Here is a 16697-nt window from a genome sequence, read left to right as displayed (position 1 = left end):
GTTCTACCTTTTTCTGCCTTTGGTGCAGTAGTGATGGCTCGTCCCGAAAGTGAAGTAAATGGTGGTTCATCACAATTTTTCTTCTTTTTGTTTGAACCAGAACTCACCCCCGCCGGACGCAACCTATTGGATGGTCGCTATGCCGTTTTTGGCTATCTCACTGAAGGCAAAGAAGTTTTGGATAAACTGAAGGCGGGTGACAAAATTGAATCGGCAACCGTCGTTCAAGGAATAGAAAATCTGGTTCAGCCGCAAGCTGCATAAGAAGACATAGGGGGCAGGAGAAGAATAATTCTTGTACAGACGCGATTAATCGCGTCTCTCCTGATTCAGATTTCCGGCGGTGAGTATCTGATCAACTGCGTTCACGAAGTGTGCCGTAGGTATCGCTAATTCTGGAAAAGTTCGTGATACAATTTGCTGAGTAGCTGTAAAAACTGTTTCTTCGTAAAATCCATCTTCCAGTAGTAACACTGAAATTTTTGTTTCTAGTGGGTCTACAATCCAATATTCAGCAACCTCTAAGGCCGCATATTCTGAGCGTTTATAACGATAGTCCCGTTTCACAGACTCTGGACTGACCACCTCGACAATTAGTAACGGTGGTGACTCAAATACTGCTGAAGCATTCAATAATTCTCTAGCTTGCTCCAGTGTCACTACACACAAATCAGTCAACCTAGATTTATTTCTACCCGTTCTCACCCCATTTTCCCGAAAACACAGCCAACTAAAGTTACAACGTTTGATTTCTGCATCTAGCGATTGCTCAAGAAATTTGGCAATCAGAAAATGTTCAATAGTAGGTGGATTCATTAGCTCTAGCTTGCCATCCACTAATTCATAATGAAAATCGCTACCATCATCATAGGTTAAGTACTCCTCAAATGTGATGCTGGTTACTGGTGTTGTTACCATTCCAACTGACTCCTAGACAATACCCTTATCTTAAACAGTAAAGTAAATCATCAGTTTTCTTCGTAATTTTGCAACACGGAAAACCGATTGTGAACAGTGAGTTATCTTCTCAACAAGTAAAAGACATTGGTGAACAAGGACTTTTAGAAAGATTACAGCGCTTCTGCCCACCAAAAATTATCGGCGATGATGCCGCAGTACTTGAAACTGCACCAGGACAATCTTTGGTGGTAACTACAGATGTACTGGTTGATGGCGTACATTTTAGCAACATCACGACTTCCCCAGAAGATGCTGGTTGGCGAGCTGCTGCTGCCAATTTATCAGATTTAGCAGCAATGGGTGCTTCCCCATTGGGAATCACTGTCGGGTTGGGACTACCCGGTGAACTTAGGGTGAGTTGGGTAGAACGTTTGTACCAGGGAATGACGGAATGCCTGCAAAAATACAATACCCCAATTGTTGGCGGTGATGTCGTGCGATCGCCTGTTACTACTCTGGCAATTACCGCTTTTGGTCAAGTTAACCCTAGTCAAATTATCCGCCGTTCTGCTGCTGTTGTAGGAGATGCGATCGTCGTTACAGGCGTTCATGGAGCCTCCCACGCTGGCTTAGAACTACTCTTGCATCCCGAATTAGGACAAAACCTCAACAACGAAGAAAAGACGGCTCTAATCCGCGCACACCAACGTCCACAGCCACGATTAGATGTCTTACGAATCCTCTGGAAAATCTTAACTCCAAACTCCAAACTCTCCATTGCTGGTATGGATAGCAGCGATGGTTTGGCAGATGCAATTATCCAAATTTGCCGTGCCAGTGGCGTTGGCGCTGTCTTAGAACATAGACAAATTCCCGTACCAAAAACTTTTAACCATTGGCTAACACCAGACCAAGCACTAAAATATGCTCTATACGGTGGTGAAGACTTTGAATTAGTGCTGTGCTTACCACAAGAATTAGCATCAGGCTTAGTACAACATCTTGGAAAAGGTGCTGCGATCGCAGGCAGAATTACAGCCGGATCGACAGTAATATTGCACGACGAGCAAAAAAAATTCCCTGACCAAGTTCTAAATCTTAGCCAGGGATTTCAACATTTTAGTCAATAGTGCTTTGTCCTTTGTCCTTTTTCTAATGACCAACGACTAATGACTAATGACAAATTAATTATTGCCACTTCTCAGCTACCAACTCTGCCAAATCCAAGACTCGTTGGCTGTAACCCCACTCGTTGTCATACCACGCCATAACTTTTACTAAGTCATTGCCCATAACCAAAGTCAAGCTAGCATCAACAATCGAAGAAGCATCACTACCTTGATAATCGGAAGATACTAGTTCTAGTTGGCTGTAGTCCAAAATCCCTTTAAGTGGGCCTTCGGCAGCATCTTTGAGAGCTTGGTTAACTTCTTCAGTAATAGTACGCTTCTCAACCTGAACTACGAAATCTACCATTGAGACGTTCGGGGTTGGTACGCGCAAGGCAACGCCATTTAGCTTGCCTTTGAGGTCTGGGATAACCAGCGCCACTGCTTTTGCTGCACCAGTAGAAGTGGGTACAATGTTTATCGCTGCGGCCCTCGCCCGTCGTAAATCCCGGTGAGAAGCGTCTAGCAAGCGCTGATCGCCTGTATAGCTGTGGGTGGTGGTCATCGTACCTTTGATAATGCCGAACTTATCGTTCAACACCTTGGCAATTGGTGCCAAGCAGTTGGTAGTACAGCTAGCGTTACTGATAATGTGGTGTTTGTTGTGATCATAGTCATGATGATTCACACCAACCACAAAAGTGCCATCCTCGTTTTTACCAGGAGCGGTAATCAGAACTTTCTTGGCTCCAGCATTTACGTGCTTGAGCGCTCCTTCTTTGCTAGTAAATACCCCGGTTGCTTCGATAATTAGGTCAATTTCCCAATCTTTCCAGGGCAAGTTTTCGGGATTGCGATCGGATACGCACTTGATGGTTTTACCGTTGACGATGATCGAGTTATCGTCAGCACTAATCTCAGCACCTTTGATCTTGCCTAGCATTGAGTCATACTTTAGCAGGTGAGCATTGGTTCTAGGGTCTGAAGTGTCATTAATAGCGACAAGATCGATCCGACTATTCTCTCTACCTACCCAGCAACGCGCAAAGTTACGTCCAATCCGCCCGAAACCGTTGATTGCAACTCTAATCACAGTGTCTTGCCCTCTGTATTTATGCTTATATGTTGATATCGTTGACCCCAATCATATCGCAAAGGGGGGGGGCACTTTTAACCATAAAGTGTTAGATCAATAAAAAAACACATAATTTATTCAGATTTGTAAGAGTAGAGATTGTTGTTAGTGATATATGATCTGACCGATTCCGGGACTAAATAACGAATTGACTGGCGTTCGCGGCAAGATTTGCGAATTAGACTTGACGAAACTCCTACTAAAGGTATATTCAAGAGTTGCCAGTGAATGATCAAAGACTGCTCCCTGAGTTGTTGCTCGACTTGCTTGCAGATTAATTTGCTTTGAGTTATAGTCTCACCACCTAGCTGTCGGGGTGCGATTAACCAATCACACATTTGTGCTAATTCGTGTCCCCGGTACCAACTGGGTAAGCTTTGGAAAGTATCCAAGCCCACAATCCAGTACCAATGAGTATTTGGGTAACAAGCAGATAAGTCAATCAGGGTGTTAATGGCATAAGAAGTCCCAGAGCGATTAGTCTCCACTAGTGAGACAGTAAATGCTGGGTTATCTTTGATGGCTAATTGCAGCATTTGCAGACGATGCTCAAACAAAGCTGCTTCTTTGTGAGGAGGATTTAGGGATGGCACCCAAATGACCTTTTCAAGCGATACTTGATGCAAAGCTGTCTCGGCTACGAGCAGGTGTCCCCAATGAATTGGATCGAATGTGCCACCAAAAATTGCTAGTTGCTGCATCCAGATCAGCCTGGGTTATATGCAATTGAAAAATAGTTTCATTACCAATGTACTATTGTAATCAATTCATGCCTAGACTTGATGCAATTCCAAATTAGTTTCACTAAACAATGTATTATGTAGCCAATTCCAGTAAGGTAGCCAAAAATATGTATTTGACATTACAAGAATTTCTTTCCCGATGCAGCCAAAATTTTCAGAATAATCTTAAGAACAGTTCAGAAATAGCAAAAACCTCCAACCAAGGTAAAATCATTCTCAACCAGGAAAACCAGAGCAGAAACATCATTTGGGCATCAAACATGAACATGATACAGGAGTAGTTACGGTAAAAATCAAATTCCTGTTATGATACGCGTGTCATTTGTGATTATGGTGTGGTGTGGTGTAAAAGGAGTAAGAAATGAGTAATTCTGTAGATTTTAGTGGTAGACCATTTCATTTCATTGGCATCGGTGGCATAGGTATGTCTGCTCTGGCATACGTTCTTGCAAAGCGTCAATTTCCAGTATCAGGTTCGGATCTTCGTCCTAACCACATTACGCACAAGTTGGAATCTATCGGTGCTCATATTTTTGGTAAACAAGAGGCAAGCAATCTCGAATTCTTTCAACCTCAGGTATTAGCTAATCCAGTAGTATTAAATTCACAAGAACAATTACCTACTGCTACTAAGTCAAAACTGCCTCAAGTTATTTGTTCAACAGCAATTAACACTAATAATTTAGAATACAAAGCAGCGCTGGAATTAGGTTGTCCAGTTTTACATCGTTCAGATGTCCTAGCAGCTTTAATTGCGGATTACTACAGTATTGCAGTGGCAGGAACCCACGGCAAAACTACAACCAGTAGTATGATTGGCTATATGCTTCTGGAAGCAGGCCTAGACCCAACAATTATAGTCGGTGGTGAAGTCAATGCATGGTCCGGTAATGCTCGATTAGGACAAAGCCAATATTTGGTAGCCGAAGCAGATGAATCAGATGGTTCTTTAGTAAAACACGCTCCTGAAATTGGCATCATCACCAATATTGAACTCGATCATCCTGACCACTACGATACATTAGAAGAAGTCATTGACACCTTCCAGACATTTGCTAAGGGTTGTAAAACTTTAATAGGTAGCATTGACTGTGCGACAGTGCGCGATCGCTTGCAACCCACAATTACCTACAGCTTACACTCAGATACTGGCGCTGATTACACCGTCACCAATATTGATTATCGTGCTGATGGTACCACGGCTTTGGTTTGGGAAAAAGGCAAAGCTTTGGGCGTGTTGACATTGAGGTTGCTCAGTCGGCACAATCTCAGCAATGCCTTAGCCGCAGTAGCTGTTGGTCGCGCTTTGGGCTTAGAATTTGGAGCAATTGCCAAAGGTATCGCCACTTTTGAAGGAGCAAGACGACGCTTTGAGTTCCGAGGCGAAGTCAATGGCATTACCTTTATTGATGACTATGCTCATCATCCGAGCGAGATTCGCGTTACTCTCGCCGCAGCACGTTTACAGGCAAGACCAGGGCAAAGAGTGGTTGCCATCTTCCAACCCCATCGCTATAGTCGTACACTGACCTTTTTAGATGAATTTGCCGAGTCATTTACTCATGCTGATTTGGTGGTGCTGACTGATATTTACAGTGCAGGCGAACCTAATTTAGGGCAAATTAGTGGTGAACGTCTAACGGCAGAAATTGCTAAACAGCATTCGCAGGTCGTTTATCAACCAACTTTACCCGCAGTGTGTGAGTACTTGCTACAAACACTACACCCAGGAGACTTGGCGCTGTTTTTGGGGGCTGGAAACTTGAACCAGGTGATTCCTGAGGTAATTACGACACTTTGTGAGCCTGCTAAAGCCACATCCTAAGTCGAGACTTTGCGAAGTTTTATTTCTGAGCAAAGCGCCCCTTTAGCAACAGTTTCATTTGTGAACTCTATTACCGTATCTTTGCGGTAAATAAATGTAAAAATTTTACCAAAAAAAGTAAAAATGACCATTTCCCAGGCAGCTGGAAACGTCTGCACAGTTTCTGCTTTGAATACAAAGAAACAGCAAACAACTAATTCAGTGGAGAGCGAAGTAATTTACTTACCCAGTACTGATTGTGCGATCAAGCCCCAGGCTTCTTTGTCAGCATTTACTTCCTATAGAGTTGGGGGAGCAGCTGATTTATACGTTGCCCCCCGAAACTTAGAGGCACTGCAAGCAAGTCTGAAATACGCAAAAGAACGTAATTTAAAGGTGACAACACTGGGAGCAGGTTCTAACTTGCTAGTGAGCGATGGTGGTATATCAGGCTTAGTCATTGCTACTCGTCATCTCCGCTTTAACCACTTTGACCCCCAAACCGGTCAATTAACCGTTGCTGCTGGAGAATCAATTCCCAGCTTGGCATGGGCAGCAGCAGAATTAGGTTGGCAAGGATTGGAGTGGGCTGTTGGTATCCCAGGAACAGCCGGAGGTGCTGTGGTGATGAATGCAGGGGCACATAATAGCTGTATCGCAGATATGTTAGTTAGTGCCCAGGTACTTTCACCTGATGGGACGCTAGAAACTCTTACCCCCGATCAGTTAGGTTATAGCTACCGGACTTCATTATTGCAAGGTGGCGATCGCATAGTCACCCAAGCCACCTTACAACTCGCGCCAGGTGCAGACCCAGCAAAAGTTGTGGCAATTACCAAAGAACACAAAAAGCATCGGTTAAGCACTCAACCATACAACTTTCCCAGTTGTGGCAGTGTGTTTCGCAATCCCAAACCTTACAGTGCTGGCTGGTTAATTGAACAAACTGGTCTGAAAGGCTACCAAATTGGTGGCGCACAAGTAGCACTACTCCATGCTAATTTTATCGTTAATCGTGGTGGAGCAAAAGCTAGTGATATCTTCTGTCTCATTCGCCACATCCAACATCAAGTACAAGAACGTTGGTCTATTAATTTAGAGCCAGAAGTCAAAATGCTCGGAGAGTTTCAAGGTGCTTGTGGATAAAAAATGGGGAATAGGGAATTGGGAGATGAGGGAGAAGAATTAATAACCAATGTCCTACTCCCTACTCCCTACTCCCTACTCCCTACTCCCCACTCTATAACGCATTAATTATTGGTAAAAAAAGAGTCAAATTACTTACCGCATCTATAATTGAATTTGATTTGTTATTCAACGCATACGCGTACAAATAATTATGACAGGAAAAGGACAGGGATTCGGCTTTGGCTTAGGAAAAATGAAAGAATTAGCTGAAGCTTTTAAGAAAGCGCAGCAAGTTCAAGAAGGCGCAAAGCGACTCCAAGAAGAATTGGAGCAAATGGAGATTCAAGGAGAATCTGGCGGTGGTCTTGTAAAGGTGATTGTCAGTGGAAACCAAGAACCCAAGCGGGTAGAAATTTCTCCAGATGCTTTAGCAGAAGGTGCAGAAGTACTTTCCGATCTTGTAACAGTGGCAATGAAAGAAGCCTACAACAAGTCCACAGCAACAATGCGGGAACGCATGGAAGAATTAACCAGTGGGTTGGAGTTACCTGGATTTTAATCATTGGTCATTGGTCATTAGTCATTAGTCATTAGTCATTGGACAAAGGACAAATGACTATTGACAAAGGACAAAATATATCTATGCCTTACAAGTTGCTGTTTGTCTGCTTAGGTAACATCTGCCGATCGCCATCGGCAGAAAATATCATGAATCATCTAATTGAGCAGGCTGACTTGAGCGAACATATCCTCTGTGACTCTGCTGGTACATCTAGCTATCACGTTGGTAGCCCACCTGACAGACGCATGAGTGCTGCGGCTGCTACTAAGTTGGGAATTAAACTGCGTGGTCGAGCACGCCAGTTTCAAAAGTCAGACTTTCAAAACTTTGATTTGATTTTGCCTATGGATCGAGAAAATTATGAGAACATCCTCACTCTCGATCGAACTAAGCAATATCAGCATAAAGTGCGTTTGATGTGCGAGTTTTGCTCTCAACACACTCTAAAGGAAGTTCCAGATCCTTATTATGGCGGTCAAGAGGGATTTAATCAGGTTATTGATTTACTGATCGATGCTTGTGAAGGTCTGCTGACAAAAGTTAAAAGTGAAGAGTTATAAGTTAGGAGTCAGGAGTTTTAATTCCTCACTCCTGCACAGACGCGATTAATCGCGTCTCTACTCCTAACTTTTATTCCACTAAACCATGCTTCATTGCATAACGGACTAATTCCGCGCGGTTGCTGGTTGAGGTTTTTCTCAATAAACTGCTCACGTACTTTTCCACAGTTCGAGGACTCAGGTGTAGCTGATGACCCATTTCAGCATTAGAAAGACCATGAGTCAATAACTCTAAGACTTCCTGTTCTCTGTGAGTTAGGGCTGAGTGCAGATGGGATTTCTGAATTTGAGTGGACAGAGAATTATGGGCATCCCCCGCTTTTGTCAAGCCGGAGATGCCCAAACTGTCTTTATGAGAAAAACGATACTCTGATTGAATAATTTGCGATCGCTCCAAAAGATTGCGGATTGCTGCTGCTAACTCTTCCAGTTCAAAAGGCTTGGGTAAATATAAATCGCACCCTGACTGGTAGCCCAAAATTCTTTCTTGGGTCTTAATGCGTGCCGTTAATAAAATTACAGGCAATAAACGAAACACTGGTTGTTGACGCACCCGGCGCACCAGTTCATAACCATTCATCCGTGGCATAACAATATCCGTGACAATCAAATCAGGATGATACTCATCCACCATAAACAAAGCCTCTTGACCGTCATTAGCCACGATCACTGAGTAGCCAGACAGTTCAAGATAGTCGCTAACAGACAGACGAGTGCCCAAATCATCATCCACTACAAGGATCGTCAAGGGCATGGATAATACACCCCTAGCATTTTTGTACTCAGAAATTTGCTTTTATGTACTCCGTTAATGAACACAGACAATAATAGTGTTCTTATGTTTCATACTATGACAGGATTACCAGCTAATGACTGCTCTCAGGGTTTATTTATAAAGAAAATCTTAAATCATTAGGAAGGTTAACGAAGTGTAACCACCTTAGACTCCCTGTGCTTAGGAGGCATAGAGAGCTTTGTAATTTGTAACAACTCATCATCATTAGCGTCATACCAATTCTTTGTCAGGACTTATGCAAAAAGAGAGTGAAAATCTTGATTTCCTGTAGGGGCAATTCATGTAAAAACAAAGAAGCAAGTTACGCGGAATCTTTGGTAGAGAAGCAGCTTACCATAAGGTATTGCCCCTAATTGACGTGTAAGTCCTGTTTGTGAAACTGCATAAAATCAGACTTGGTAACACAAGTTGCTCAAGTAACTTGTTCTATGAAACCTCAGAGGTAATCGCTATCAGCTAACTTAAAGTTGTCAGAAAACCTTAATTGTGAACTTAGAAAAGCTAAATTAGTGATATACAGTTCACCATTTATAGCGGTTCTAAGATACACCCTATAATTTACAAACCAATCCAAATAATTTTTTAGGTACATTTAAAGCACACAAAATTATCAATGAGCGACAAGAACGAAGGTTACAAAGTTATTTGCGACAACCGTCAAGCCCGTTATTTGTATGAAATTCTAGAAACTTACGAAGCTGGAATTGAGTTGACAGGAACAGAGGTGAAGTCGATTCGGGCGGGTAAAGTCAATCTCCAAGATGGCTATGCTTTGCTTCGCAATGGTGAAGCATGGTTGATCAATGTGCATATCTCGCCTTACAACGCTAGCGGACAATATTTTAATCATGAACCAAGGCGTACACGCAAGCTTCTATTGCATCGTCAAGAACTCCGTAAGCTAATTGGCAAAGTCGAGCAGCAGGGTTTAACTTTAATCCCTTTGAAAATGTATCTCAAACGAGGCTGGCTAAAAGTGAGTATAGCCCTTGGCAAAGGTAAAAAGCTCCACGATAAGCGAGAAGACCTGAAACGACGCCAAGACCAGCGTGACATTCAACGGGCAATGAAAAGTTATTGAGGATTCAGTGTTGCTAAACTACTACAGCAAGAATGAGAAACAGATGCTGTGAAAACCATGTTGTATGTCTACAGCGTGAGTTATGAAAATGCCTAGTTTATAGCCACAGATTGATTTTGTTAAGGTTGAGAACCGATACAGTGGTGAGTAACTTCGGATAGCATCAGGAACTTTTACAACTTATGAAAAGTAATTTCATTACAGCTGTTGGCGCTGGCGTTCTCACCTTGAGTATGGGAATTTTACCTTTAACTCTATCTGCACAAGCTCAGACAACTAATGACACCGGAGCCACTACTACTGCTCCAACAACGACTACTGATGATCGCAACGATTTTGATTGGGGTTGGCTAGGATTACTTGGTTTATTCGGTCTAGGCGGGTTGGCTGGCAAAAAGAATGATCGCGAACCTGTAGCTTATCGCGACCCTAATGCCCCAAGTGCCACTACCTACAGAGATTAGACAATTCAAAGTTTATTCATAGAAAATTCAAAAGTTGTCAGTTGTCCGGTAAAAAAACAACTGACAACTTATTTATGTTAATTTACTGCTGGTTCTGAGTTAGTTGTATTTGTCTGGTTTTGAACTAAAGGTGTCCAGTAGCTGGCAATTAAGGCAACGATCAGCCACCAGAGGGTATTGACTTCAGGACGATACCAGACAGTATCTACGGTACCGTGAGCTAGCATACCCAACAAAATAGCGATCGCTCCGATTAACCAAAATCCCTCTACACTTCTGAGTTGTCGCAATCGTCGCACTTGCAAAAGTGCCGTATTAAATGTGACAATTAATAACCAGAGAAAGCAGGCTAAACCAACAAAGCCAGTTTCTACAGTCACTTCAAACAATATCGAATAGGCGCTCAAAGCAGTGTAACGAGGGCGTTGATAGAGGGGATAAACTTTATTAAAAGAGTTATGACCAGGCCCAATGCCGAAAATCGGGCGATCGCGAATCATTTCAAATACAGCATCCCACACATTTCGGCGAAAATTATTACTGCTATCCTTACGGTCGGCAAAAATACTAAACACTCGCAGCCGCACTGGCTCTACAAATATCACTGCTAGCACCAATAGGCCGATCAAACCTCCTAACACAATAGGTATTGACCAAGTACGCCAAAAACGAGGCATTTCCACGCTTTTCCAATAAACTAGCAATGCCATCGCAGCTAAAACTGCTACCACTAGTCCAATCCAACCGCCACGACTAAAAGTCAGAATCAGGCAGGAACTATTGACAATTAGCATTGTTAATGCTAAAGCTTTTTTAGGCCAGCTTTGCCATGCAAAAATTGCCACTAAGCTAAAAATTACTGCTGGTAGGAGGTATCCAGCCAATAAGTTGGGATTGCCTAAATAACTGTAGACTCTTGTAGTCTTAGACATAGGAGATTCTGGATCAACCCAAGTCGCCAGTGCTGTGGCTCCAAAAAACCATTGACGCAACCCGTATACACTAACAATTAACGATACGTGCAGATAAAGGGTGATAATCCAAGAACGGAGGCGAGGCGACCTTAATACCCTGGCACAAAGGGTAAATAGTAGCAAATACAAGGTCAACGTTCCCAAGTCGCTAAGTGCCGCCTTTTTGACTGGTGATAATGCTGTTGCGATTGCGGCAACTCCCCAGTAGAGCAGTACCAGTAAGTGAATGGGAGTGACTGACGAGACATTTGCTGATGTTACCTCATCAGATAAAGTCAACAACAGCCAAAATCCGACACAAGCCACCAGCAAAAAACCCACCAATGTACTGGAAGCAAAAGGTGCCAAAGCATATATTAAGCTGAGTAAAGCCGCTGCGATCGCATCTCCCCATTGAAGTAAGACGCTAGTTTGCCGCCAAGAACTTAGCAATCCCACCAGAGAGCGGTGTACATAACTGGTAGCAAAATATTCTTTGAGCGGTAAAGTTGATAGAGTAAATCGTTGCCAGACTAAATTCATAAAAAACATTGCGATCAATTAGCCTGCCGACGCAGAACTTGGAATTGATCATAATGCCTATAGCTATAAAAAGGTAATAACAGAAATTGCCCATCGCGTGATGGCGCTTTTATTACTAGCCATCAGCCAATAGGAAGTTAAGATAGTTCTTCATATACTTAGTACAGCTTGATGTAAAATGGTGGTGAATTGAGGGTTGAAATTTAAAGGCATAGGTAAGCGCAACACACAGAGAATTAATCAAATCTAGATAGAAAATACGTCTTTCCCAATCTCCATTACCCCTTATCCCCAGAGGGGGCCCCACCTTCCCCAATCCCCACAATTAGACATCGCTAATTGCTTGTGAGGAAGTCGCTAGTTGCAGTGGCAAAGAAAGCACATAACGATATCCTGATTCTGGTGAACCTTGAATCAAAATATGTCCACCATGTAATTCTGCCAGTTGACAACTTAGTAATAGACCTAAACTTTCACGAGAAAGACTTCCATGTGATTTAGCTAAATTTATACCTGAACTAGTAGCAAAGAAATTTGAGTGGGAATCACTCAAGTTTTTGGAATTTTCCACTGCTACTGATGAAGTATCTAGTTGTTCTTGTCTTTCTGTATGAGTATTGTAAGTTGCAACCTCACCTGTAAGCTCCAGCAGCGACAAAGAATTGAGACGGAAGTAAGGATCAACTTCTGTTATGCCATCCCCTAACCAAGGATGGGAAACCCAAATAGTAATGTTGAGCGTATCTTCTTTGTAAGAAACATGAATGCGAACAATGCTACCTGTAGCCGAAAGTTGAATCACACTGAAAACCAGATGATAAAGCATTTGCCGCACCTTGTCTTTATCTAAAGGCCAAATGCGATTGCGTCCTGGTTCTATAGACAGGCGAATATCTTGTTCGCGGCGATTAGCTACTTCTTCTAGGGTATTGATAGCTTGTTGGCATAGCATTTCAATATCCACGGGAGCTAAATTTAGCACAGTTGAGTTTTCATCCATAGCTCCTAGTTCGGTAATTTCATTTACTAGGGAAAGTAAGTACCGACCACTGTGTTGGATAATTTCTAAATATTCTCTCTGTTTAGTCGTCAAAGGCCCATAAATCTCACGTCCTAAAACACTAGCCATACCGAGTACAGATGTTAAGGGCGTGCGTAACTCCTGAGTTAGCTGACTCAAAAGTTCTAGCTTCAGTTGCTTAGTAGAAACAGAGTCGCTATCTTGTGTGGATGCAGTAATTTTAATCTCAGTGTTACGTTCCTCATTCAGTGAAAATATCGGAACGTTCCTGGCAGCGCTTGATTCGAGTTTCCCTTGCAAGAGTCGGTTACGTTCAAATTCACTCATGCTCCAACGAGCGATGATTTGCAAAAACTCAATGTCTCGGGGTTTAAAATTGCGCGGGACTAAATCCATCACCGCTAATGCACCCAAACAATTTCCCTCAGCATCAATTAGTGGCGCTCCTAAGTAAGCACGAATACCATAATCTTGCACCAACTTGCTGCCAGCAAGTATTGGGTCGGTAAGTTTATGTGTATCATTAATTTCAAATATTTGAAAACTCTCTACTACCTGAGTGCAAAAGGATTCCCGGCGTAGTAGTTGGCGGCTTTGTGCCAAATGATTCATTAGTCCCAGTCCCAGCCTAGATAAGCCCACCGCCGACTTGAACCAGTGGCGTTCTTGATCCACAAATCCCAATATGGAAATTGGTGCTTCCAAAAAGTGGGCAGCAGTCTGTGTGGCTTCTTCAAAAACCGGAATCGTTTCTGGTTGCCGCAAACCTAAATCCGACAAAGCTTTGAGGCGTTGCTGTTCTCTTGATTCATGAGAATCCCAACCATCCTTTAGGGCAAATAATTTGTTTTCAGGCTCTATCATTGCCACTGCTACCTTAATAATTTCTCTATCGTGTTAATTGATCCAAGTCCTATTTCTAGGTTATCAATTGCTATTTTTAAGCATTCCCTAATTTTGCCTCTGACAAACAAATTTAGGGCAAAAATTTTTTCTCCCTTGCATTAAGCCAAGATGTGGTGTCTGCTAGTTACTAGTTACTGGTGCTGAATGTTCTTTATTTAGCACTGATGTAGTCTTTGTTGCTTGAGATTTTGCAATCAGACTGCGTTAGATTTGAATTCAGCCAGGGTAAGCTAATGCTAAGGATACAATACAAAGAGGCTATCATTCTTTATGTGTATAAGGGAAAATTTTGACTGAAACATTCAAAGTAGATTTACTTAAAAAATAGATGTTGGCGTAATTAAATATAGATATTTTACTGATAACAACTAGCACCTAGAGATGATAATCCTAGTATAGGATGATCTAAATAGGCTAACCATATTTCTATGGATTAGCAAACTACCAAATTATTGAAAAGCCCAGTTTCTGAACTTTTTGAATTTTGAGAGAAGTCTGATGGCAACTTCGGGCGCTCAAATTAAGAGGGCGTGATTTTGAAAACCATAACAGACTAAATAATTGATTTAAACCTTTATCCAATAGATTAAATCTATTACAATTTTATGCCAAAAATTGTACAATAAGTTCTATTTTTTCCATGTAAGGAAACAATTTTTTGAGGACGACTGGTAATGAATAAAATGACTATTAGAGTTCCTTTTGTAGACCTAAAGTTACAACATGAACCAATTCAAACACAATTGCAAGATGCAATCCAATCTGTATTGGAACGGGGAGATTTTATTTTAGGGCAAGCACTTTCAGATTTTGAAGCAGCATTTGCGGCAGTATCTGGTACGGCTTATGGAGTTGGTGTGGCATCAGGAACAGATGCGATCGCTCTGGGATTACAAGCGTGTAATATTGGTGCTGGCGATGAAGTAATTTTACCTGCAAATACTTTTATCGCCACCTTAATTGGGGTGCTACGTGCTGGCGCCAAGCCAATTTTGGTAGATTGCGATCGCCAAACTGCTTTAATTGACTTAGAAGCCGCAGCAAAGGCAATTACACCTCAAACCAAAGCAATTATCCCCGTTCATCTCTATGGTCAGATGGTATCACCACGCGATCTAGTGAACTTTGCCGATACCTACAAACTCCTAATTTTTGAAGATGCCGCCCAAGCACATCTGGCCCAAAGAGACGGATATTACGCTGGTTCAGTAGGAATAGCAGCAGCTTTTAGCTTCTATCCCAGCAAAAATTTGGGAGCATTTGGGGATGGGGGAATGCTGCTGACACGAGATTCAGATGTAGCCCAAAAGATGGTGCGCTTGCGAAATTATGGTGCATCGCAAAAGTATTTTCATACTGAACCAGGTACGAATAGCCGCTTGGATACTTTGCAAGCAGCGATTTTGCACAAAAAACTCCTATATTTGCCCCAGTGGAATCGCGATCGCCTGACTATTGCCCAGCAGTATGATAGTGAACTAGCACCCTTGGCAACTGCTGGAATTATTCCTATACAAAATCAAAGTGATACAGGACACGTTTATCATCTTTATGTGATTAAAGTAGATGATTCTTGCCCAATAGAACGCCAGCAGCTCCAGGAAAAACTTACAGCAGCGGGAATACAAACTGGCATTCACTACCCGATTCCTTGTCATCTCCAGCCAGCATTCACCAACTTAGGCTATCAACCAGGAGATTTTCCCCAAGCAGAGAAGTTGTCAAAGCAAATATTATCATTACCGATGTATCCTGGTTTAAGTAGTAGCCAAGTTAAAGAAGTTGTAGCAGCGATCGCCAATGCAGTCTCAGCAAGTTATCAGGCAGATAATCTATCTCCTGCTGACCTGGGAAGCGTGGTAGCCTGAAGTTAATTCATACTTAATGTACATCTAACAATTAGTCATTTGTCATTTGTGCTTTGTCCTTTGTCATTTGCAAATGACTAATGACCAATGACCAATGACTAATGACTAATAACCAAAGTTTTTGAATTACTTAAAATTATGGCACTCCAGCAACAGGTTAAAAATATAAATGCATCAGGCTTGTTAAATCTAGCTATTTTAGGCGTTTTGCTGCTGCTTTATGCTCCGATATTGCTACACTGGTTGGATGGTTGGCTGCACAAAAATATCAGTACAGAACACGAATATTTCAGCCACGGAATTATTGGTCTACCATTTGCGGCTTATCTGGGCTGGATGAACCGGAAAAAGTGGAAACGTTTGCCAGATACCATCAATCCTTTGGGCGCTGTTTTATTGTCATTAGGGGCAGTTTTTTATCTTAGCGGTGTTACAGAGTGGGTCAACCTATCCTTGCCCGTGATATTAATCGGTTTATGCTTGTGGTTTAAGGGAATAGCAGGTTTGCGATTACAAGGATTCTCTCTACTACTAGTATTTTTAGCAACCCCAACAGCATTACCCTATCTTATTGCTCCCTATACCTTACCTCTGCAAAGCTTCATCGCTGGCACAGCAGGTTTCATACTGAATCAATTTGGGATGGAAGTAACCGTAGATGAGATCAATCTTTACGTGGGAGGACGGATTGTAGAAGTTGCTCCCTATTGTGCAGGGCTGAAAATGTTGTTTACGACTCTCTACGTGGGCTTGATGCTGCTTTATTGGACAGATGGTTTGTCTTTACGACGAACAACTATATCGTTTTTATCTCTTGCTGCGATCGTTAGTATTACTGCCAATATCATTCGTAATACTTTACTGACTTTCTTTCACGGCACGGGTCAAGAAGCGGCTTTTAAATGGCTGCATGATGGTTGGGGTGGCGATCTCTACTCTGCTTGTATGCTGGTGTCACTAGTGCCCTTACTGAATTGGATTAATACCTATTTTTCAGCATCTCTAGAAACTGAGCAAGAGGCAGAAAGTTAGAGGCATTGGGGATTAGGCAGAGGAGCAAAGGGGCAGAGGAGCAGAGGAGAAAATTTTCTGCAACTTCTCCCCTGTTCTCCACTCTTCACTCC

Annotated in this window: 16 protein-coding genes; 10 read left to right on the top strand and 6 right to left on the bottom strand. The window is 42.3% G+C overall.

The genetic code is table 11. The features are described from left to right. Positions 1–264: peptidylprolyl isomerase (locus tag IQ229_RS00240; protein WP_194040248.1), on the top strand; the 264-nt coding region annotated here is incomplete at its 5' end. 45 nt (positions 265–309) lie between these two features. Here IQ229_RS00240 and IQ229_RS00235 read toward each other — a convergent pair. After that, a complete protein-coding gene (locus IQ229_RS00235) occupies positions 310–918 on the bottom strand; it encodes a Uma2 family endonuclease (RefSeq protein ID WP_194040246.1) in 609 nt (202 codons plus the stop codon). 89 nt (positions 919–1007) lie between these two features. On the opposite strand from IQ229_RS00235, the gene thiL reads away from it, so the two are divergent. Next, entirely contained in the window at positions 1008–2030 is a 1023-nt protein-coding gene (thiL, locus tag IQ229_RS00230; RefSeq protein WP_194040245.1) for a thiamine-phosphate kinase, read from the top strand. A gap of 58 nt (positions 2031–2088) precedes the next feature. Here thiL and IQ229_RS00225 read toward each other — a convergent pair whose 3' ends face one another. Together IQ229_RS00225 and nadD are read right to left on the bottom strand one after the other, a co-directional pair. Further along, on the bottom strand, positions 2089–3102 hold the full coding sequence (locus IQ229_RS00225; protein WP_194040243.1) for a type I glyceraldehyde-3-phosphate dehydrogenase: 1014 nt from the start codon (positions 3100–3102) through the stop codon (positions 2089–2091). Positions 3103–3218: 116 nt separating this feature from the next. Next, positions 3219–3845, bottom strand: a complete 627-nt coding sequence (gene nadD / locus IQ229_RS00220; protein WP_194040241.1) for a nicotinate (nicotinamide) nucleotide adenylyltransferase — start codon at positions 3843–3845, stop codon at positions 3219–3221. Positions 3846–4248: 403 nt separating this feature from the next. On the opposite strand from nadD, the gene murC reads away from it, so the two are divergent. The 4 genes from murC (at position 4249) to IQ229_RS00200 (ending at position 7941) form a co-directional block, all read left to right on the top strand. Continuing rightward, entirely contained in the window at positions 4249–5712 is a 1464-nt protein-coding gene (gene murC / locus IQ229_RS00215) for a UDP-N-acetylmuramate--L-alanine ligase (RefSeq protein ID WP_194040240.1), read from the top strand. Between the two features lie 123 nt (positions 5713–5835). Beyond that, the gene (murB, locus tag IQ229_RS00210) at positions 5836–6837 is read left to right on the top strand and encodes a UDP-N-acetylmuramate dehydrogenase (RefSeq protein ID WP_194040238.1); all 1002 of its coding nucleotides are present in this window, start codon (positions 5836–5838) and stop codon (positions 6835–6837) included. A gap of 193 nt (positions 6838–7030) precedes the next feature. Further along, complete coding sequence (locus IQ229_RS00205) at positions 7031–7378, top strand: YbaB/EbfC family nucleoid-associated protein (RefSeq protein WP_099100025.1); 348 nt, start codon at positions 7031–7033, stop codon at positions 7376–7378. Positions 7379–7461: 83 nt separating this feature from the next. Beyond that, entirely contained in the window at positions 7462–7941 is a 480-nt protein-coding gene (locus tag IQ229_RS00200) for a low molecular weight protein-tyrosine-phosphatase (RefSeq protein ID WP_194040249.1), read from the top strand. A 70-nt stretch (positions 7942–8011) separates the two neighbouring features. On the opposite strand, the gene IQ229_RS00195 is transcribed toward IQ229_RS00200, so the two are convergent. Beyond that, complete coding sequence (locus tag IQ229_RS00195; RefSeq protein WP_194040237.1) at positions 8012–8695, bottom strand: response regulator transcription factor; 684 nt, start codon at positions 8693–8695, stop codon at positions 8012–8014. Positions 8696–9350: 655 nt separating this feature from the next. On the opposite strand from IQ229_RS00195, the gene smpB reads away from it, so the two are divergent. Together smpB and IQ229_RS00185 are read left to right on the top strand one after the other, a co-directional pair. Beyond that, positions 9351–9818: an SsrA-binding protein SmpB gene (gene smpB / locus IQ229_RS00190; protein WP_094349892.1), complete on the top strand. Its 468-nt coding sequence runs from the start codon at positions 9351–9353 to the stop codon at positions 9816–9818. Between the two features lie 182 nt (positions 9819–10000). Next, positions 10001–10282, top strand: a complete 282-nt coding sequence (locus IQ229_RS00185; protein WP_194040235.1) for a WGxxGxxG family protein — start codon at positions 10001–10003, stop codon at positions 10280–10282. A 77-nt stretch (positions 10283–10359) separates the two neighbouring features. On the opposite strand, the gene IQ229_RS00180 is transcribed toward IQ229_RS00185, so the two are convergent. After that, positions 10360–11778, bottom strand: a complete 1419-nt coding sequence (locus IQ229_RS00180; RefSeq protein ID WP_194040233.1) for an IctB family putative bicarbonate transporter — start codon at positions 11776–11778, stop codon at positions 10360–10362. Positions 11779–12103: 325 nt separating this feature from the next. Then, on the bottom strand, positions 12104–13663 hold the full coding sequence (locus IQ229_RS00175) for a GAF domain-containing sensor histidine kinase (RefSeq protein WP_194040231.1): 1560 nt from the start codon (positions 13661–13663) through the stop codon (positions 12104–12106). Positions 13664–14379: 716 nt separating this feature from the next. On the opposite strand from IQ229_RS00175, the gene IQ229_RS00170 reads away from it, so the two are divergent. Together IQ229_RS00170 and crtB are read left to right on the top strand one after the other, a co-directional pair. Further along, complete coding sequence (locus IQ229_RS00170; protein ID WP_194040230.1) at positions 14380–15573, top strand: DegT/DnrJ/EryC1/StrS family aminotransferase; 1194 nt, start codon at positions 14380–14382, stop codon at positions 15571–15573. Between the two features lie 138 nt (positions 15574–15711). Beyond that, complete coding sequence (gene crtB / locus IQ229_RS00165) at positions 15712–16605, top strand: cyanoexosortase B (RefSeq protein ID WP_194040228.1); 894 nt, start codon at positions 15712–15714, stop codon at positions 16603–16605. Positions 16606–16697: the final 92 nt, after the last annotated feature.

The sequence above is a fragment of the Nostoc cf. edaphicum LEGE 07299 genome (genome assembly GCF_015207245.1).
Classification (GTDB): Bacteria; Cyanobacteriota; Cyanobacteriia; order Cyanobacteriales; family Nostocaceae; genus Nostoc; species Nostoc edaphicum_B.
The sequence above is the reverse complement of the archived record's forward strand: the minus strand, read 5'-3'. Positions and strand labels throughout refer to the sequence as shown.